This window comes from Parapedobacter sp. SGR-10 (genome assembly GCF_011030405.1).
In the GTDB taxonomy this organism is placed as follows: Bacteria; Bacteroidota; Bacteroidia; order Sphingobacteriales; family Sphingobacteriaceae; genus Sphingobacterium.
The window spans coordinates 162,062-180,322 of record NZ_JAAJTJ010000006.1 but is presented as its reverse complement, the minus strand read 5'-3'; the positions used below and the strand labels follow the sequence as shown (position 1 = coordinate 180,322).

General features: G+C 43.4%; 20 protein-coding genes. 1 reads left to right on the top strand and 19 read right to left on the bottom strand.

The window, feature by feature from the left end:
* Positions 1-101 precede the first annotated feature (101 nt).
* Positions 102-488, top strand: coding sequence for a hypothetical protein (locus G5B00_RS07400; protein ID WP_163872829.1), 387 nt, complete (start codon positions 102-104; stop codon positions 486-488).
* A gap of 37 nt (positions 489-525) precedes the next feature.
* On the opposite strand, the gene G5B00_RS07395 is transcribed toward G5B00_RS07400, so the two are convergent.
* The 19 genes from G5B00_RS07395 to G5B00_RS07305 all read right to left on the bottom strand — a co-directional run bounded on the left by G5B00_RS07395 (position 526) and on the right by G5B00_RS07305 (position 18,177).
* Positions 526-1,173, bottom strand: coding sequence for a hypothetical protein (locus tag G5B00_RS07395; protein ID WP_163872826.1), 648 nt, complete (start codon positions 1,171-1,173; stop codon positions 526-528).
* A 68-nt stretch (positions 1,174-1,241) separates the two neighbouring features.
* On the bottom strand, positions 1,242-1,919 hold the full coding sequence (gene aat / locus G5B00_RS07390) for a leucyl/phenylalanyl-tRNA--protein transferase (protein WP_163872823.1): 678 nt from the start codon (positions 1,917-1,919) through the stop codon (positions 1,242-1,244).
* 20 nt (positions 1,920-1,939) lie between these two features.
* Positions 1,940-2,311: a 30S ribosome-binding factor RbfA gene (gene rbfA, locus G5B00_RS07385; RefSeq protein WP_163872820.1), complete on the bottom strand. Its 372-nt coding sequence runs from the start codon at positions 2,309-2,311 to the stop codon at positions 1,940-1,942.
* Positions 2,312-2,761: 450 nt separating this feature from the next.
* Positions 2,762-3,811, bottom strand: coding sequence for an AI-2E family transporter (locus G5B00_RS07380; protein ID WP_163872816.1), 1,050 nt, complete (start codon positions 3,809-3,811; stop codon positions 2,762-2,764).
* Between the two features lie 387 nt (positions 3,812-4,198).
* Entirely contained in the window at positions 4,199-5,035 is an 837-nt protein-coding gene (tsf, locus tag G5B00_RS07375; protein ID WP_163872813.1) for a translation elongation factor Ts, read from the bottom strand.
* Between the two features lie 165 nt (positions 5,036-5,200).
* Complete coding sequence (gene rpsB / locus G5B00_RS07370; RefSeq protein WP_163872809.1) at positions 5,201-6,028, bottom strand: 30S ribosomal protein S2; 828 nt, start codon at positions 6,026-6,028, stop codon at positions 5,201-5,203.
* A 19-nt stretch (positions 6,029-6,047) separates the two neighbouring features.
* The gene (gene rpsI, locus G5B00_RS07365; protein ID WP_163872806.1) at positions 6,048-6,434 is read right to left on the bottom strand and encodes a 30S ribosomal protein S9; all 387 of its coding nucleotides are present in this window, start codon (positions 6,432-6,434) and stop codon (positions 6,048-6,050) included.
* An 11-nt stretch (positions 6,435-6,445) separates the two neighbouring features.
* Positions 6,446-6,889, bottom strand: coding sequence for a 50S ribosomal protein L13 (gene rplM / locus G5B00_RS07360; protein ID WP_163872803.1), 444 nt, complete (start codon positions 6,887-6,889; stop codon positions 6,446-6,448).
* A gap of 188 nt (positions 6,890-7,077) precedes the next feature.
* The gene (gene metQ, locus G5B00_RS07355) at positions 7,078-7,890 is read right to left on the bottom strand and encodes a methionine ABC transporter substrate-binding lipoprotein MetQ (RefSeq protein WP_163872800.1); all 813 of its coding nucleotides are present in this window, start codon (positions 7,888-7,890) and stop codon (positions 7,078-7,080) included.
* A 44-nt stretch (positions 7,891-7,934) separates the two neighbouring features.
* On the bottom strand, positions 7,935-8,591 hold the full coding sequence (gene metI, locus G5B00_RS07350; protein WP_163872797.1) for a methionine ABC transporter permease MetI: 657 nt from the start codon (positions 8,589-8,591) through the stop codon (positions 7,935-7,937).
* Between the two features lie 6 nt (positions 8,592-8,597).
* Positions 8,598-9,344, bottom strand: coding sequence for a methionine ABC transporter ATP-binding protein (locus G5B00_RS07345; RefSeq protein WP_163872794.1), 747 nt, complete (start codon positions 9,342-9,344; stop codon positions 8,598-8,600).
* A gap of 295 nt (positions 9,345-9,639) precedes the next feature.
* Positions 9,640-10,662 (bottom strand): recombinase RecA, encoded by a 1,023-nt coding sequence (gene recA, locus G5B00_RS07340; protein WP_163872791.1) that lies wholly within the window; start codon positions 10,660-10,662, stop codon positions 9,640-9,642.
* A 285-nt stretch (positions 10,663-10,947) separates the two neighbouring features.
* Positions 10,948-11,616, bottom strand: coding sequence for an endonuclease III (gene nth, locus G5B00_RS07335; RefSeq protein WP_163872788.1), 669 nt, complete (start codon positions 11,614-11,616; stop codon positions 10,948-10,950).
* 29 nt (positions 11,617-11,645) lie between these two features.
* Positions 11,646-13,136, bottom strand: coding sequence for an NADH-quinone oxidoreductase subunit N (locus G5B00_RS07330; protein WP_163872785.1), 1,491 nt, complete (start codon positions 13,134-13,136; stop codon positions 11,646-11,648).
* Positions 13,137-13,142: 6 nt separating this feature from the next.
* On the bottom strand, positions 13,143-14,747 hold the full coding sequence (locus G5B00_RS07325; protein WP_163872782.1) for a NuoM family protein: 1,605 nt from the start codon (positions 14,745-14,747) through the stop codon (positions 13,143-13,145).
* A gap of 1 nt (position 14,748) precedes the next feature.
* Complete coding sequence (gene nuoL, locus G5B00_RS07320) at positions 14,749-16,761, bottom strand: NADH-quinone oxidoreductase subunit L (RefSeq protein ID WP_163872779.1); 2,013 nt, start codon at positions 16,759-16,761, stop codon at positions 14,749-14,751.
* A 6-nt stretch (positions 16,762-16,767) separates the two neighbouring features.
* Positions 16,768-17,073 carry an NADH-quinone oxidoreductase subunit NuoK gene (gene nuoK / locus G5B00_RS07315; protein ID WP_163872776.1) on the bottom strand — a complete coding sequence of 102 codons (306 nt, stop codon included), beginning with the start codon at positions 17,071-17,073 and terminating at the stop codon, positions 16,768-16,770.
* The gene (locus tag G5B00_RS07310; RefSeq protein ID WP_163872773.1) at positions 17,070-17,612 is read right to left on the bottom strand and encodes an NADH-quinone oxidoreductase subunit J; all 543 of its coding nucleotides are present in this window, start codon (positions 17,610-17,612) and stop codon (positions 17,070-17,072) included. Before G5B00_RS07310 ends, nuoK begins: the two co-directional genes overlap by 4 nt.
* Before the next feature lies 1 nt (position 17,613).
* The gene (locus tag G5B00_RS07305; RefSeq protein WP_163872770.1) at positions 17,614-18,177 is read right to left on the bottom strand and encodes a 4Fe-4S binding protein; all 564 of its coding nucleotides are present in this window, start codon (positions 18,175-18,177) and stop codon (positions 17,614-17,616) included.
* Positions 18,178-18,261 lie beyond the last annotated feature (84 nt).

Here is an 18,261-nt window from a genome sequence, read left to right as displayed (position 1 = left end):
ATATTGCATATAAAAAATGAATTACTCATGAACATTTTTGTACTGTAGGCATTCGTGAATGCAAAGCATTTTATCTAAGTTTGAGTCTTACTATTTAAGATATGTACATTTTAAACAAAGCATTTGCCTGGTTGGGAATAGCCATTGCAGCATTGTCGACCATATTCTGTCCTTTTGTAAAGGCTCCCTTGGTGGGAAGATGGAATTTGTACCAAACAGATCTCAGTTTGTTTTTTATTACGCACGGTATTTTGGCAGTAACGGTAATATTCTTGTTCATGCGTAAGGTAAGCCTGTTTAGGTGGATGACCTGGATATTTGCAGGCTGGTGTGTGCTAGGATTAACAGCGGTCTATTTTAAAATTAACAACTATTTTGGTATTAGATTTTTTGACGGAATACTGGCTAAAACCTTGCACATCCAATGGGGATGGTTTTTCCTCTTCGTGGGTGCTGTCATCCTATTGTTTAGTGTCCGGAAGAAATAGGTAGAGAGGAAATGCGTTGCGTCTCTACAATGCAATTTTATGACCTCTTTGGCCTATGTGAGATAAAATGTGATTTCAATTTATCTATCCCGATATCCTCTTCCTTTTTATCCAATTCAAATAACCATACCTTTTCCTGCAACATTTCCACACGCTCCTTGGCATGGCCTAAATCCGAAAACCGGATACGTATCTCTTTGCTCAAAGGTTGTACAAGGGTTTGTTCGGTGGGGCAGTGGCGGATGATCTGTATATAGAACGTAGGCCATTGTCCAATGGACGAAAAGTTGGCTGTATAGCATTGGGCAAAGTCATTTCGAGGAATGCTTTGGACAAATAGACCGATGGTCTTTGCTCCGGCTAACGAAGATATGCTTACCAATAGCTCGTACGAGGTCTCGTTGATGAGATAGAATTTTGCCAATCCCCCTTGCTGCTCTCCGGCAATACCCAGATAGATGCCCTTGTCGACAAAGGGTTGGTTGGTAAAACGGGGTAGTTCGTCCAAATCGTCTTCGGGCATACGCATATTGCCGTGTACAAGGGTGATTTTGGACTTCGGCACGGGTATTTCAAACCCTGTATCGTCTGTGACACCTACGATATCATTGGGTTGTATGGAGGTAATGTGACCTTCTATGGGTTCATCTACAAAGCGAACAAGGTCTCCTATTTTAAAATTCATATGTTATAAAGTCAAAAATCAAAAGTAAAAGTTTAAAAAATTCAACACGAGGGACTAAGATATTGATTTCATACCTGTCTGAACAGTTTTTGTAAACCATTGGGGCTATATGCCTGTTGGGCCAAGATGTTCAGGTAGTCTTGTTGCGTCATCATTTCTGCACCCATACTTTCTAAATGTGCGGAATGTATCTGGCAATCGATCAAATCAATGTCGTACTCCTGACAAAGATAAATTAAAGCGGCTTTGGATGCATCGGATATTTTCGAAAACATGCTTTCACCACAATAGACTTTTCCGATAAGTACACCGTATAGACCGCCGACGAGCACCTTTTTTTGCCAGACTTCGATACTGTGGGCAAAACCAGCCCGATGCAGTTCCGCGTATGCTTCTATCATATCAGGCACAATCCAGGTACCATCCTGATCTTTACGAGGGACTCGGGAACACTCGGCAATGACCTGTTCGAAGGCCTGATCGGAAGTGAAAGTAAAATCATTGCGGGCAAAACTTTTCCGCATGCTCTTGCTGACCTTAATTTTGTAAGGGTATAAGACGAAGCGTTCGTGCGGGGCGTACCAAAGTATAGGTGTCTCTTTCGAATACCATGGAAAAATCCCTTGGCGATAAGCGTTCAATAGTCTCTCGGTAGAAAGATCACCACCTATAGCCAACAGGCCATCTTCTTCGGCAAGAGAAGGATGTGGGAAAAGAACGTGTTTGGGATCAAGTTCAAAGATCATTGTCCAAAAATCCGAAGGAATCAATCGGGTTGTCTGGGCTCTTTACTGATCTCTTCAAACAGGCGGTCCATGTGCTCGACATATTCATTGGTGTCATCTAAGAAAAATTCCAAGTGTGGTACTATCCGAGCCTGGTTTTTAATCCGTAACCCTAGTTTATAACGGATCTCGTTTGTTTTGCTTTTGATAGATGTCATGTCATCTTTGGCTGTCTGCGTATTGAGGAAGCTTAGATAGACCCGTGCAATAGCCAGATCAGGTGTGACTCGTACACGCGTCACGGTAATGAAAGCTCCTGGGGCCCATGCCTTGCCTTCTCGTTGGAATAGTTCGGCCAGATCCTGTTGAATAACTCCGGCAAAACGCTGTTGTCTCTTGCTCTCCGTTCCCATCTTTTGTTGTATTTAAATGAATAAGTGAAACAAATATAAGAATTATATTCATGGGCGATGTACGAATCATTTTATGCTGGTGTATGAACCTTCGTGTGTCTAAACCATAAGCGCACGAAAGGGGGCGTGCGCTAACATTGCATCTCCATAAAAACATAAAGAACTTGTCGCAGGTCTGCGACAAGTTCTTTCTCAAAAAATTAGTTTATAATTGGATAGAATAATATCTTTCAAGTTTAGAGACATTGAAGTCTATCATGAATTTAGTTTTTTGTGGTCGCAAATGTGAGTGTCAACTCACATTTGTTTTCTTTTCATCTCCCTTAACACTACAAACATACAGAGTTCAATACGTTATCCAAAGAGGTTTTTTCAAAAAAAGTAAGTGATTACTTTTGATAAGGTGAAAATAGGTTTTAACATTCCCTTAACAGTTGCTTAAACGCACTTTTATACATTCAGCTCTTGTTCGTCTCGTGTAGATCTTCCAAATTCATTTCCATACACTTTGATCAATACCTGTACGGAGGACAATATCAATGGGCCGAAGATCAATCCGAGCATGCCAAACATGTTTAGTCCGAGCAATACACCAAACACAGTGATGAGAGGAGGTACATTGCCTAGTGTCTTGAGGATCGTAAAGCGTAGGATATTGTCAATTCCTCCGACGAGCAAAAAGCAATAGATCCCCAAACCTATTCCGTTCATCGTATGTCCAGCGGCCAAGGTCATGATCGTGAGGGGCACATAGATCGTCATGGTGCCGAGAACGGGCACAATGGAGGAGACACCAGTCAGTATGCCCCAAAGAATGAAACTCTCTACACCAAAGACCCAATATCCTAGCATGGCGACCAGGCCCTGACAAAGACCTAGGATAGGGATACCCAAAGCATTGGAACGTACCATTAGATCTACTTCGTTCCAGATTTCATTTTTACTTTTGGCTGAAAAAGGTAAAGACCGATAGATATAGGTTTCCATTTTCTTGCCATGTACCTGCATGAAAAACAACACAAAGAACGTCGTCACAAGATTGATGGCGACCTCGACCACAGAGTTGAGCAGGCTCGGGATATATCGGGTCAGACGCTGTAAAAAGGCCAACAGAGCTTCATCCGAAAGGTCAATTTCTTTGAGCAAAGGTTTGTCGCTCATATATTCTTTCATGAGATTAAATTGCCGGACGATGTTTTCGGTATTACTGGCGACGATACTGATCTGACGAACCAAATAATCAATCATTCCCCAAAGGGGAAAGACAATAAATACTATAGACAATAGGATGAAGAGAATACTGGTCAAGGATTTGTTCCATTTTTTGTATTCTGTGATCCAAAAGTAAGTTTTCCGGAACAATATGTACAAAGTGATAGCACCTAGAAAGCCGGGAAGGTAGTAAAGTAGATTCTTGAAGATCAATATACAGATCAATATAATGATCAAAATAAGCATGATCTGGTTGATGGAATTGTTGTTGATCTGTTTTTGTTTCATTTTTCCGGTTTTTTACTAAATATACTGTCGCTCCGAGAAGGGAACTAGTTCTAGTGGAGTGCTGGTACAATTTTACATATTTTGTGTTGAACTTCCTATAAGATATTTTTTGCAAATAGTTAAGGATATGCAGAGGATCATACTATCTACGAACATGCGAAAGGCAATATTTAGTTTTTGTTTCGCTTTGATTTTAACCTTAAGGCGAAACAAAAAAATCACTTTCCTGTCCTAAGAAAATGTCAGCATGAATAGATAAAAATATTTCATATTGGCTAATAGTTGTTTGCGCAAAGATCGGAAGGATAGCAAACAAAACAGCCTGTCCGTTTTCCGGACAGGCTGTTATTCTATGCAGTTTGCATATCTCAATACGCAATACTAAAACTATGCTCCCAACTGCACGCGTTTGAACGCAGTAACAGTCAATCCTTTGGATACAGAATCCAGGAACTGAGCTATATTTTTAGAAGAATCTTTTACAAATTCTTGGTTCAGCAAAGTTGATTCTTTGTAGAATTTATTCAATTTACCGGCAGCGATTTTTTCAACCATTTCTTCTGGTTTGCCTTCGGCACGTATTTGTTCTTTTGCGATTTCAAGCTCACGTTCGATGGTTTTTGAATCTACACCATCCTTGTCAATAGCAACAGGGTTCATTGCAGCAATCTGCATAGCAACGTCTTTGCCTGCTTCGTCAGCACCGGCTGCATCTGCAGAAAGGCCTACTAACACACCTAGACGGTAGTTTCCGTGGATATAAGCGATAACTTTTTCTCCAGAAACGGTTTCATATTTAGAAACGTCGATTTTCTCACCGATGACACCTGTCTGCTCAATTAGCGCCTCAGCGATGACTTTGCCATCTACGGGCAATGCTTTCAAAGCTTCCAAAGAAGTTGGGTTATTGACAAGAGCTACCTCTGCAATTTTTTCGGCAAAAGCGACGAAGTCTGCATTTTTGGCCACGAAGTCAGTCTCACAGTTGACTTCAACCACGATGCCTGATTTGCCATCCGCAGCAGCTTTGGCAATAACTACTCCCTCGTTAGAGTCACGATCTTGACGGCTGGCGGCCACTTTTGCACCTTTTTTGCGCAAGTAGTCTACAGCAGCTTCGAAATCACCATTTGCTTCGACCAATGCTTTCTTACAATCCATCATACCCGCGCCCGTTTGTTGGCGCAATTTGTTTACATCTGATGCAGAAATTTGTACTGACATGATATTTTTATTTTTATAAAATTACACTTGAAATGTTTCTGTAGCTTTAACTTGCTGAAAAGCTACTGTTAAATTATAAATGAGAAAACCGGAAAGACACGTACGGTTAAGGAAGCTAATCTTCCAGAAACCAACACTTGTCTATCCGGCTCTATATAGAATGAATTATTCTACGTCTTTCGCTTTACGAGTGCGTTTTCCAGAAGGAGCTTCTTCTGTAGCTGTAGCTACAACTTCTTCGCCACCATTGTCTATGGCTGCTTTAGCTGCTGCAGCTTCTTTTTCAGCGTCCTCTTCTTTATCACGCTTACGCTCTTCCAGTCCTTCTTGAATAGCTTTTCCGATGATGCTAGCAATCAGGCTGATAGACTTTGTCGCATCGTCGTTAGCAGGGACCGGAAAATCAATGTTCGTAGGATCCGAGTTGGTATCGACCATCGCAAAAGTAGGGATGTTCAATTTCAGAGCTTCAGATACCGCGATGTGCTCTTTTTTCACATCTACGATAAACAAAGCTGCTGGCAAACGATTCAAATCGGCGATACCTCCCAAAAGGTTTTCCAATTTGATACGCTCACGCTGAATCATCAACTTTTCTTTTTTGGACAATACATCGTATGTACCGTCTTTTTGCATTTTGTCGATGTTTGACATCTTTTTGATAGACTTACGCACTGTTGCAAAGTTTGTAAGCATACCTCCTAGCCAACGCTCTGTCACAAAAGGCATATTGACAGCCTTTGCTTGCTCAGCGATGATTTCCTTTGCTTGTTTTTTCGTTGCTACGAATAAAACTTTACGACCTGATTTTACGATTTGTTTGATAGCTGAAGCAGCTTCTTCCAACTTCGTAAGGGTTTTGTTCAGGTCTATAATGTGGATACCGTTGCGTTCCATAAAAATGTACTTGGACATTTTCGGATCCCATTTACGTGTAAGGTGACCAAAGTGAACACCTGCATCCAATAATTCTTGATAAGTAGTTCTTGCCATTTTTTTGATCCTCCTTTGATTAACGTTTACTGAATTGGAACCTTCTACGTGCTTTGCGGCGTCCTGGTTTTTTACGCTCTACCATACGGTCGTCACGTGTCATCAAACCTTTAGCGCGCAATGCTGGTTTTACCTCTGGGTCAAGCTCGACCAATGCTTTGGCAACCGCCAAACGTACTGCCTCGGCCTGACCTTTGATACCACCACCATTCACGTTAACCTTGATATCAAAATTTGCTAATGACTCCGCTACGTTCAAAGATTGCGTAACGATGTATTGCAAAGGCAATGTTGGGAAATATTCTTTGTAGTCCTTACCATTGACGGTAATGTTTCCGCTTCCAGCTCTTAAGTAGATACGAGCAACAGCGGTTTTTCTTCTTCCTGAAGTATTAGTTGTTGACATAATTGTTCTCCTTAAAATTTAACTGGTTTTGGGTTTTGAGCCTCATGTTTGTGCTCTGTTCCGGCATACACGTAAAGGTTGCCAAATAACTGGCGACCCAAACGGTTTTTAGGTAGCATACCACGAACCGCTTTCTCGATAAGACGTTGCGGATGTTTGGCCAATAATTCCTTTGGAGAAACAAAACGCTGACCACCTGGGTAGCCTGTGTAGCGCGTATAAACCTTGTCGCTCAATTTGTTTCCTGTCAACTTAATTTTGTCTGCATTGATAACAATCACGTTATCTCCACAGTCTACGTGTGGGGTGAACGAAGGCTTGTGCTTTCCACGGATTACTCTCGCAATCTTGCTTGCCAAGCGCCCCAAAATCTCGCCTTCAGCGTCAACAACGATCCACTCCTTGTTCACGGTGTTTTTGTTGGCAGAGACAGTTTTGTAACTTAACGTATTCACTTGCTTTTGTTTAAATAATTTAATTAATATTTTTCTCACTCCGCATATATTCACTACAAGCGGATTGCAAAGGTAGGTTTAAAAATTAAAAAGTCAAAATGAAAAATAAAGAAAGATAAAGGATTAAAGAATAAAGACATTGACCGTTATCGCTCCTTCATTTTTTGTCCTTGTTCCTTCATCTTCCACTACCACCCCTTGACAGCACCTCCCTTAAACTCTTTCTCGGCGACAGCTTCAACTTCCTCGGATTGGTATGCCTGTACGAATTTGCTGACTTTTTTATCCTCACGGTTGTCCTTGCGGCAGACGATGATATTGACATAAGGTGATTTTTCATTCTCCATAAAGATACCATCCCTTTGAGCCATGAGATTGTTGCTGGCTGCAAAATTGTTGTTGATAACTGCCACAGTTACTTTTTTGTCGTCTAATGTACGGGGTAGCTGCGGAGCTTCCAGTTCGACGATACGCAGGTTGAGTCTGTTTTCCTTGATGTCTTGTGCCGTAGGTAGAAGGCCGACATTATCATTCAACCGTATCACGCCGACCTCTTGAAGAAGCAAAAGTGCTCTTCCCAGATTGCTGGGATCGTTGGGGATGACAATGGTATCCCCATTCTCCAGCTCATCCACACTTTTTATCTTTTTTGAATAACCGGCCATAGGATAGACAAAGGTGTGCCCCACGATTTCGAAATCATATCCTCTGTTTTTGGATTGTTCTTCCAGATAGGGGCGGGTTTGGAATACATTGACATCGATGTCCTTTTGATGCAAGGCTTCATTGGGCATCACATAATCGTTGAAAGAAACCAATTCTACTTCCAATCCATATTTTTCCTTAGCGACTTTTTGTGCCGCTTCGGCCAGTTTGTATTCGGGACCCACCTGTACGCCTACACGAAGTTTATCAGAGGAAGAGGGTGGGGTGCAAGAATAAGCTAGTCCGGCAAAGACTAGCATAGCGGTTATTTTGCCTAAGATTGTTTTTATTTGCATCCTTGTATTTTTAGTGGCGTAAGATACGAATTTGTTGGCGGTTGCTATTTACGATGATCAAAACTTTTGGATATTCGGTCTCCTAAGAATTGTATGCCGAAAACAATAACTATCAGAAGCACCAAAACAGTATTCATGATTAAGGCATCATACCCGATATAACCATATTGATAACCAATATGCCCCAAGCCACCTGCTCCTACAGCCCCGCCCATGGCCGAGTAGCCAACCAGTGTAATGAGGGTCAGGGAAGCATTGTTGATCAAAGAGGGGAGTGCTTCGGGTACCAATACCTTGCAGATGATCTGTATGGTAGTGGCACCCATAGAACGTGCGGCCTCGATAATACCGTAAGGGATCTCCAAGAGACTGTTTTCGACGAGTCTTGCAACGAAAGGAACTGCTCCTACGCTTAAGGGAACAATAGCTGCCTGCATACCGATGGATGTGCCGACCAATATTCGGGTAAAAGGTATCATCCATACAATCAATATAATGAAGGGGATGGAGCGAAAGGTATTCACGAAAAAAGCTAAGATGCCATTTAAGGTTTTGTTTTGTAGCAATTGACGATCTCGAGAAATAAAAAGCAGAATGCCGATAGGCAGCCCGAGCAAAAAGCTGAAAAATCCAGATACAAAGGTCATGAACAGGGTTTCCCATGTGCCTTTTGCCAATAACCAAAATATAAACTCAGACATACGCTATTATTCGATAAGTAATGAAGGATTTAACAGTTCTTTGGCGGTGGAGGTTACGGGATGGGCAAATAGCTGTTCTACTGTATTGTGCTCGACAATCTTTCCGTCGGATATCACAGCAGCCTTATGACAAATGGAGCGGACAACTTCCATCTCGTGCGTGATGAGCACAATGGTAATGCCCAACTCGCGGTTTATCCTATTCAAGAGAGCCAGGATAGATCGGGTCGTTTGTGGGTCCAATGCACTGGTAGCCTCATCGCACAATAGGATGTCTGGATTGGACGCTAATGCACGGGCAATGGCAACACGTTGTTTTTGTCCTCCGGATAGACTGGCCGGGTATTCGTCTTTTTTTTCAGTCAAGTCTACAAGCGAAAGTAGATGATGGACTTTATCGGTTATATATTTTTTGTCGATTTTACCTAATTGGAGCGGGAAGGCGATATTTTCGAAGACCGTGGCCGAGGACAGCAGATTGAACTGTTGAAAGATCATGCCCATTTTTCGTCGGTAGGGTATCAGTTGCTTTTCATTGAAGTGTACGATATTGGTGCCGCCAAGATATACAGCTCCCGATGTCGGGCGTTCCAATAGATTGATCGTACGTATCAATGTGCTTTTCCCCGACCCGGAATAGCCGATGATGCCATAAATATCACCTTTGTCTATACTTAGATCAATTCCTTTCAGGGCATGGATATCCTTGCCTTTTTTATGAAAAACCTTATGGACCTGCTCTAATCGGATCATAAATATGTATGTCGTACGTTGATCTTTTTTGCAAACTTAGATAAAGTTGCTTTTATATGCAATTATAATCAAGTTCAATAAAAAAGCAACTTTATCGATCCCTGCCTGCCGGCAGGCAGGTCTCCTCTGCCCCACAACTGGTGCAAGCGTGCCGCTTGTGCCCGAAAGTCAAGGGTCAGTCACAAGCACCGCTGCGCTTATGCTTGCACCAGGTTTTAGGCAGACGAAAGGCAGTTGAAAAAAACAGCCGCTCCAAATGAATAGAGCGGCTGTATACAGCATATAAAAAATGGAACTATTCTTCGTTCAAAGCTTTTTGGTCCAGTGCTTCACCTGTAACTTCGGAGCGGATCTTTGCTTCCAATTCATCCATTAAATCGGGATTGTCCAGTAAGAGTGCTTTTACAGCATCGCGTCCCTGACCCAACTTGGTGTCGCCGTAGCTAAACCAAGATCCGGATTTTTTGATAATGTTGTATTCTACCCCCAAGTCGATGATCTCGCCAACCTTGGAAATACCCTCACCAAACATGATGTCAAATTCAGCTATACGGAAAGGGGGAGCCACTTTGTTTTTGACAATCTTGACCTTCACACGGTTACCAGATACCTCATCGGCATCTTTAATTTGCGAGGTACGACGGATATCCAGACGTACAGAAGCATAAAATTTCAACGCATTACCTCCGGTGGTGGTCTCTGGATTGCCAAACATCACACCGATCTTCTCGCGCAATTGGTTGATGAAGATACAGCAGCAGTTGGTTTTGGATATTGTTCCTGTTAGTTTACGCAACGCCTGAGACATCAAACGGGCCTGTAGACCCATTTTGGAATCGCCCATTTCGCCTTCGATCTCGCCTTTGGGTACCAGGGCAGCGACCGAGTCGATGACGATCACATCTATGGCACCGGAACGGATAAGATTGTCTGCGATTTCCAAAGCCTGTTCACCATTGTCCGGTTGGGAGATCAATAAATTCTCTACGTCCACACCGAGTTTTTGGGCATAGTATTTATCAAAGGCATGCTCCGCATCGATGATGGCTGCTATACCGCCTTTTTTCTGTGCTTCGGCAACAATATGTGTGGCCAAAGTTGTCTTGCCGGAAGATTCGGGCCCGTATATTTCAATGATGCGCCCCTTGGGTACTCCGCCTATTCCCAAGGCTATATCCAATCCTAAAGATCCGGTAGAGATAGCTTCAATAGGCTCTACGGCAGAATCGCCTAATTTCATGATGGTGCCTTTTCCGTAGGACTTTTCCAATTTATCTAATGTAAGCTGTAGCGCTTTTAATTTGTCTGAATTGCTCATATACTTAGTATTGTTAGGTCAAAAGTAAAACAATAAATTTTAAAAACAAAATAATTTACTAAAAAAATTAGCTTATCTGAAATCGTTGTCTCCTTCGTATAAGAAACTGTTTAACAATCATTCAAAGCTATCTCTTGTCATGCTGACAGCTTGTCCCGAAAGTATTCGGGAATAGGAAGCATCTGTTGTTATGTATGGTTTATAGATGTTTCGACAAGCCTCAACATGACAATTACCCGGTTTTTTTAAAGATTAAACAACTTTTAAATATACAATCTATTTTCTTTACTCGGATGGGGTGTGTATAACTTTAGCTTTATAGGTCTTTTCAAAGTACTTGCAAAAATAAGTGATTGGGCATATTTCGCATTTTGGCTTTCTGGCCACGCAGATATACCGACCATGTAAGATTAGCCAATGATGGGCGACAGCTATAGTTTCTTTGGGCAGGTATTTGACCAATTGCTTTTCTACGGCGAGGGGAGTAGTGGCATTGCTGGTGAGACCTAACCGGTTACTGACACGGAATACATGGGTATCTACAGCCATGGCCGGATTGTGGTACACGACCGAGGAGATGACATTGGCTGTCTTGCGCCCTACACCAGGCAATTTGACCAGGTCTTCTACCTTTTCGGGTACTGTGCCGTCAAATTCACTGATAAGTTTTTGGGCCATACCGACGAGGTGCTTGGCTTTGTTGTTGGGATAGCTGACGGATCGTATGTAGGTGAACACTTCCTCAGAAGTGCTGGCCGCAAGTGCTTCGGCATTCGGAAAACGTTCGAAAAGAGCAGGAGTGACTAGGTTGATACGTTTGTCCGTACATTGGGCCGAAAGTATGACAGCGACGAGCAACTCGTATGGGTTGCTGTAGTTCAGCTCGGTCTGTGCATCAGGATTGTGGGTGGAAAAGTATTCTACAAAGGCTTTGTATCGATCTTTCTTCAGCATAGACAAAGATACATATTTTCGTTCAATAGCTATCGAAGAAAACCTAATAACAATCCAGGGAACAGGCCCAATACCACCAACAGTACACTCATCACCACACCCAATACGAGTACAAGCGAGAAGCCAATTTTATACATCGGCTCTTCATTACTCTTCCGGAGGAAAGCGAATAGCGGTATCTTGAAGTAATAGAATAGGGAGATCACGGAGGTCAGTGCACCTACGATCAGCAGCAACAGGTGGGCAACATCCCGATAGGTTTGATACACCTCAAACACTGAGGTAAAGACCAATAATTTGCCGATAAATCCTGCGGTAGGAGGTAGGCCTACCAACGATATGCCTGCAAATGTGAAACAGGTGAAAAGTAAAGGAAACTTTTTCCCCAAACCGGCGTATGCGGGCAGGTCAACGATACCTGTGGCGCTTTCTATGCTGTCGATAAAAGCAAAGGCCGCAAGTGTCATCAAGGTGTACGCCGCCAGATAAAATAGTAATATCTCCTGGTTGTCGGTCGATAGTACCATAATAGCCATCAACAAGAAGCCTGTATGGCCAATGGACGAATATGCCATCAACCGTTTGATATTGAGCTGACGCAGAGCAATGAGGTTTCCGACCAGCATCGTGACAATGGCCACGACCACCAAAAAGAAAAAAGTAACCTCACTAAAATAAAACAACGTCGGCAACCAGGCCTGTGTCAATCTGCTGAATAGGATAATTGCCCCGATCTTGGGTACGGTAGACAAAAATGCCGTAATAGGTGTAGGCGCACCCTCGTACACGTCCGGTGTCCAAAGATGGAAAGGCACAAAACCCAATTTGAAGCCAATGCCTGTGAAGACAAAGAGGATAGCAATGGTACAGATCACGGTAGGAGCTGCTGCCAATCCTTGTATATGCTGCATGCTGACGAAATCCAGGTTTCCCGTGAAGCCATACACAAGGGACAGGCCGTACAACATGACCGCTGCCGAGGTAGAGCCAAAAAGCACGTATTTCATGGCTGCTTCGGATTGTTTTTTATTCTCCGAAAAATAGCCCACCAATATATATGAACTGATCGATACGGTCTCAATAGCGATAAAAGCCATCAGCCAGTTGCTTGTGATGGTCAGTAGGTGCAGGCCAATCCCTGCAGTCAGTAATGTGCCATAGACTTCCCCAAGTCTTTTGCGGTCCGGTTTTTCCTTAAAATGTTGCTGCACGAAGATACAGACCATCAGCAACGCAAAAACAATAAGCATACGGGCATATACCGAAAAATTGTCAATGCGCAACATATCAAAGAATCCGGCGACACTATTGTCCAATTGACCGCAAAGATATAAGAACGATGCCAGCAAGCCCCCCAGGCTGATCGCATAGGAAGAGTGTTTCCAAACCTTATCCAAAAACAGTGTCGCCAGAACAGATAACAGGAAAGCACCAATCAAAGCTATTTCGGGCTTGAACAGTGGGATAGACTGTACGATATGGTCTATAATGCTCGGTAGGCTGTGTACAAAATCGTTCATCCTAATCTATAGCTGTGCCGTAATCAATGAAACAAGGTTAAGTACTGAAGTGTTCATTTTATCAAACACCCAGGAGGGCATTATACCCAAAACCAAGGCCAGTGCCAGTGCCGGGAATAAGATGCTTTTTTCGCGTAAGCTTAGATCTTTGAGTTTCGAAGCCCATTCTTCGCCACCTTTCAGACGTGTCTGTCCAAAATACATACGTTGCAATGTCCACAGGAAATAAGCTGCGCTCAACAGGATACCTACCGAACCGGCAATAGCCATCCATCTGGGGATACCCGTACCCACGCTTTCGGCATTGAAACTCCCGATAATGACAAATGCCTCTCCAATAAAGGCCGAAAATCCGGGCAAACCCAATGACGCGAAAAATGCAATAGCCACATATCCTGTATATTGGGGCATCAGACCCGCCAGCCCTCTAAAATTGTAGATATATCGATCATGTACACGATCGTACAATACGCCCACAAGGAAGAACAGCGCAGCCGAGAGAAAACCGTGGCTGATCATCTGGAATAAGGCCCCGGAAACGCCTTCGGCGGTCAAAGAGGCCAATCCCAACAGGACGAAGCCCATGTGTGAGACGGACGAGTAGGCGATCATACGTTTGAGATCCTTTTGGGCCAGGGCGTTCAATGCACCGTATAGTATAGAGACAACGCCGATTAAGCCCAGCCACCAATTGGCATCGGCGGTAGCATCCGGAAAAATACTCATGCAGACACGAATGATACCGTATCCACCGATTTTCAATAGAATTCCTGCCAGTACAATGGATATCGGTGTGGGAGCCTCGACGTGAGCGTCAGGCAACCATGTATGTAAAGGCACAATAGGCACCTTAATGGCAAAAGCAACGAAAAGTACGATAAACCCAATCATTCTCGCAGGTATGCCCCATATCGTATGGCTGTTGTCCAAATAGGCGAAAAACGAACCTTCCACATAGTTGTTCGGATTCATCATGTGGAGCATATTGAAGGTATGCGCCCCGGTATCCGGATTGATAACCGAGAAATATAGCCCTACGATGACCAATAACATGAATACGGAGCCGAATAGGGTATAGATGAAAAACTTGATGGCGGCATATTCCCGGTTTGCCCCGCCCCAGATACCGATCAGAAAATACAGTGGGAACAGCATGACTTCATAAAAGATATAGAACAAAAAGAAGTCCAGAGCTGCGAAAATACCCATCACGGCCATATTCAGCAACATCAATAAAGCAAAATACCCTTTCGGACTTTTTTGGATATTCCAGGAGGAGCCTACAGCCATCAGCATGACCAGGCTACTGAGGACAAGCAAAGGCAGGGACACGCCATCCACACCGATGAAATAGTCTATTTCGAGCCGTCCCAGACTTCCTATATCCAGGTGTATCCAAGGCAGCTGTTCCACAAATCGATAGCCCGATACCTGGTTGATCCCTGTAGCACTTCCGTCAAATTGTGTGTACATGTAGCCCGACAACAACAGCTGCAGGACAGTAAAAAACAAAGCAATATATTTAAAGCTACTTTGTAGTGATCTTGGCAACAGCAATATAAGAAATGTCGCGGCCAAAGGTAAAAATATGAGTAGAGAGAGTAATCCCATCTTATCGAAAAATCAAATAAACTATTCCTATTAAAATAATGGTAAATGCAAATCCCAGGTAATTTTGGATACGCCCGTTTTGTACCCAACGCAGTAAGTGGCCGATATAATACGTTGTACCGGCTATGGTATTGACAAGACCATCTACGATATACCGATCTATCCAATCGATAGCACGAGATATACTTCTTGCTACATAGGCAGCCCCATTGACCGTACCATCTACAATATGTCTATCCCACCAGTAGCTGAACCGGGTGAGAGACATTGTGCTATCCACAAAGGCCTTTTTGTATAATTCGTTCAATCCCAACTGCCGCTCCCCCCAGATAAGGAAAGCACTGTCCGAACGAAGAGGATATCTGTTTTTGACGTACCAGTTCCACCCTACGAGCCAGACCAATACCGTACCTAATGTGAGTAACGTGGGGATAGCAAGATGCAAGCTGTGTACTTCTGCAAAACTGTATTGTACGGAAAAACCCTCCAATATCCCTGCTTGATGATAAGAGAATGGGTTGAATGAAAAGACGAAGAAAAAACAGCATATACCTAGGAAAAACATCGGTATCAACATCTGTCTAGGTGCTTCATGCAGATCGACATGCTGTTGTTCATTTTTTGGAACACGAAGCGTGCCAAAGAAAGCTTTGAACATCAGACGTCCTATATAGAATGCTGTCAATAGGCTTACGAAGACTAAGGTAATGGGTAGGATGATAAACAGTCCACCTTGATGGGTAGCCCATTCAAAAGCTGAAATAACAATGGCATCTTTGGAAAGGTAACCCGACGTCAAGGGGAATCCCGCCAGAGCCATGGAGGCCATTCCCATCAGTACGAAGGTTTTAGGCATATACTTCCGTAATCCACCCATATTTCGAAGATCTTGGGGGTCAAAATCCTGCCCGCTGTGTTCCTTGTGATGAGCCATTTCATGAATGACCGCTCCGGCACATAGGAACAGAAGACATTTGAAGAAGGCATGTGTGGCCAAATGGAAGATGGCTGCGTCCCATGCACCTATACCGACCGCCACCATCATGTACCCTAACTGAGAGACAGTCGAAAAAGCCAGTACTTTCTTGATGTCGTATTGGCATAATGCAAAATAAGCTGCCGATAATGCGGTAATACTACCGATAATGGCAATGAGCAGCAGGACAAGGTCATTAAACAGCGGAAAAATACTACTGACCAAAAAGACCCCGGCTGCAACCATAGTCGCCGCGTGTATGAGAGAAGATACAGCTGTCGGACCTTCCATCGCATCGGGCAGCCATACATGTAGCGGAAACTGAGCCGATTTGGCCATCGCCCCGATAAAGAAGCATATACCCGCTGCTGTAATCAATCCGGTATTTTTATCTATCCCCTGTGCAAAAATGCCTGCGTCCCCAAATAGTTCTAACAGATCCCAGGTTCCGAAAAGGCTAAAGATAATGGACAGGCCGATAAGAAAACCCAGATCGCCAATACGGTTGACAAGGAATGCTTTCTTGTTGGCCTCCGTTGCCGTATTCTTCGTAAACCAAAAGCCAATCAATAGATAAGAAGCAAAACCCACCAATTCCCAGAAGATGTACAGCATAAACAGATTCTTGGAGACGGTCAGCCCCAGCATAGCAAAACAAAACAGGCTCAGATACATCCAATATCGGTGTATACCCGGGTCACCTTTCATATAGGCTTTCGAATAGATATGTACGGGCAGCGCAATAATACAGACGATGAACTGCATCAGTACGGTCAGGTTGTTGAGCAATATACCGATCGTCACGGTCTTATTGCCGATCGTAAACCAATCTACGGTATAAGATACAGGGGCTTTCTGCCAGATATCTGTAAAGACAAAAAGGCCACTGATCAGGGTGGATAGTATAATGGCTGCCAACGAAAAGATACCCGAAATAGATTTTTTGCCCAGGAGCGCCTGGATCAGGAAAGCCACGAAGGGAAGGCCAACAACAAGTATGCTGGCAGGAATGGGCGATATGTTGAATAAACCACTCATTGTTCGTCAATCACGCAGGTCGGTTATGTTGTCTGGATTGATAGTTTTGTAATGTCGATATACGTTCAATATAATAGCCAGGCCCACAGCGACAGCTGCTGCTGCAAGTACGATGGCAAACAGGGCAAAAACCTGTCCGCTATAATGGAGTTTGTCGTATTTTCCGAAAGCTACAAAATTAAGGATAGCCGCATTGATCATCAGCTCAATACCGACAAGGATCATGATGGCATTCCGTTTGGCAAGTACAGCATAGAGCCCTATGCAGAATATGCAGGCGCTGACGATCAGAAAATGTGTCAAAGTAATCACCTGTCATCCTCCTTTCGCGATAGTTGTGAAGCCCCGATGAGTGCCATCAATAGAAAAATCGAAATCACTTCAAAAGGCAGAATATACTGTGTCATGAATTTTATACCCAATTGATGGATATTATTGTCCGTAGATTGAATGATTTGTTTTGTTTTTATATTGTGTGTGATCCAATCGGGTGTTTGTTGATGCCACTCCACGATACCATATATCATCACAGCTAAAAAACCGATTACCAGGAGGATCGATTGCGTATTGGGCATATCCACAAATTTCCCCGAAATCGCTTGCAGATCTTTCAACAATTCTTTGTTGGAAAGCATGAAGGCGAATATCATCAGTATCAATACACCGCCTACATATACCAATATCTGTGTGATGGCGACGAAGTCTGCCAAGGCAAACAGGAATAATCCGGCCAAAGCAAATAAGGTAATAAAAAAAAGAAATAGGGCACGTGCCGTATTTTTGAGGCTTACGACCAATAGGGCAGATACGATGGCCAGTGCCGCAAAGGTGTAAAACAACAGTTCTTCCATCTTATTTCTTTTTGGCTGCCTCCTTTTCAGCTTGGAAACGTGTCCATTCTTCTTTACGTTGGGCAATATCTTCTTCGCTCATCTCTGCAAACCCATAGATCAGATCAGTCAATTTTGTCGTGCTGCGGTCGTATTGATCGGTCATCGTGATACACTCTGTAGGACAGACTACCGTACATAATCCGCAGTACATACACTTGGCCATATCAATATTGAATTTGGCTGCATACAGACGTTTCACACTGCCGTCCGAGGTTTTGCCGATTGCTTCGGGTGATTTGACGGCTTCGATCTCGATACAATCTACAGGGCAAGCCTTGGCACAGAGATCACAGACAATACAATCGTCGATCTCTACGTCCAACTGATAACGGGCAACTTCGGGAATAGGCATTTTTTCTTTGGGAAACTGAACGGTCGTCACACCTTGACCCTGCTCAAAATAATCGTCCCGGCGAATATCCAACACCTGTCGCTGTTGCCTTGCCGCAAAGAGGTGCCTGACCGTCAAAAGTAATCCTTTTACAGCTGTCGTAACTCCTTGTATCGTTGTTTTTAAGATCATTTTTTTCAGTGGTCAGTGATCAGTTGTCAGTGATCAGTAGCCTTTCAACCTTAAACCATTACTAAGTATACGCTTCTCTTCTCG

What these genes read in the sequence shown, in the direction of transcription:
- G5B00_RS07330 (WP_163872785.1), bottom strand. Translation starts at nt 13,136, where the DNA reads ATGAACGATTTTGTACACAGCCTACCGAGCATTATAGACCATATCGTA.
- G5B00_RS07305 (WP_163872770.1), bottom strand. Translation starts at nt 18,177, where the DNA reads ATGATCTTAAAAACAACGATACAAGGAGTTACGACAGCTGTAAAAGGA.
- nth (WP_163872788.1), bottom strand. Translation starts at nt 11,616, where the DNA reads ATGCTGAAGAAAGATCGATACAAAGCCTTTGTAGAATACTTTTCCACC.
- rpsI (WP_163872806.1), bottom strand. Translation starts at nt 6,434, where the DNA reads ATGTCAACAACTAATACTTCAGGAAGAAGAAAAACCGCTGTTGCTCGT.
- G5B00_RS07400 (WP_163872829.1), top strand. Translation starts at nt 102, where the DNA reads ATGTACATTTTAAACAAAGCATTTGCCTGGTTGGGAATAGCCATTGCA.
- metI (WP_163872797.1), bottom strand. Translation starts at nt 8,591, where the DNA reads ATGTCTGAGTTTATATTTTGGTTATTGGCAAAAGGCACATGGGAAACC.
- metQ (WP_163872800.1), bottom strand. Translation starts at nt 7,890, where the DNA reads ATGCAAATAAAAACAATCTTAGGCAAAATAACCGCTATGCTAGTCTTT.
- tsf (WP_163872813.1), bottom strand. Translation starts at nt 5,035, where the DNA reads ATGTCAGTACAAATTTCTGCATCAGATGTAAACAAATTGCGCCAACAA.
- rpsB (WP_163872809.1), bottom strand. Translation starts at nt 6,028, where the DNA reads ATGGCAAGAACTACTTATCAAGAATTATTGGATGCAGGTGTTCACTTT.
- aat (WP_163872823.1), bottom strand. Translation starts at nt 1,919, where the DNA reads ATGATCTTTGAACTTGATCCCAAACACGTTCTTTTCCCACATCCTTCT.
- recA (WP_163872791.1), bottom strand. Translation starts at nt 10,662, where the DNA reads ATGAGCAATTCAGACAAATTAAAAGCGCTACAGCTTACATTAGATAAA.
- rbfA (WP_163872820.1), bottom strand. Translation starts at nt 2,311, where the DNA reads ATGGGAACGGAGAGCAAGAGACAACAGCGTTTTGCCGGAGTTATTCAA.
- G5B00_RS07395 (WP_163872826.1), bottom strand. Translation starts at nt 1,173, where the DNA reads ATGAATTTTAAAATAGGAGACCTTGTTCGCTTTGTAGATGAACCCATA.
- G5B00_RS07310 (WP_163872773.1), bottom strand. Translation starts at nt 17,612, where the DNA reads ATGGAAGAACTGTTGTTTTACACCTTTGCGGCACTGGCCATCGTATCT.
- G5B00_RS07325 (WP_163872782.1), bottom strand. Translation starts at nt 14,747, where the DNA reads ATGGGATTACTCTCTCTACTCATATTTTTACCTTTGGCCGCGACATTT.
- G5B00_RS07380 (WP_163872816.1), bottom strand. Translation starts at nt 3,811, where the DNA reads ATGAAACAAAAACAGATCAACAACAATTCCATCAACCAGATCATGCTT.
- nuoL (WP_163872779.1), bottom strand. Translation starts at nt 16,761, where the DNA reads ATGAGTGGTTTATTCAACATATCGCCCATTCCTGCCAGCATACTTGTT.
- G5B00_RS07345 (WP_163872794.1), bottom strand. Translation starts at nt 9,344, where the DNA reads ATGATCCGATTAGAGCAGGTCCATAAGGTTTTTCATAAAAAAGGCAAG.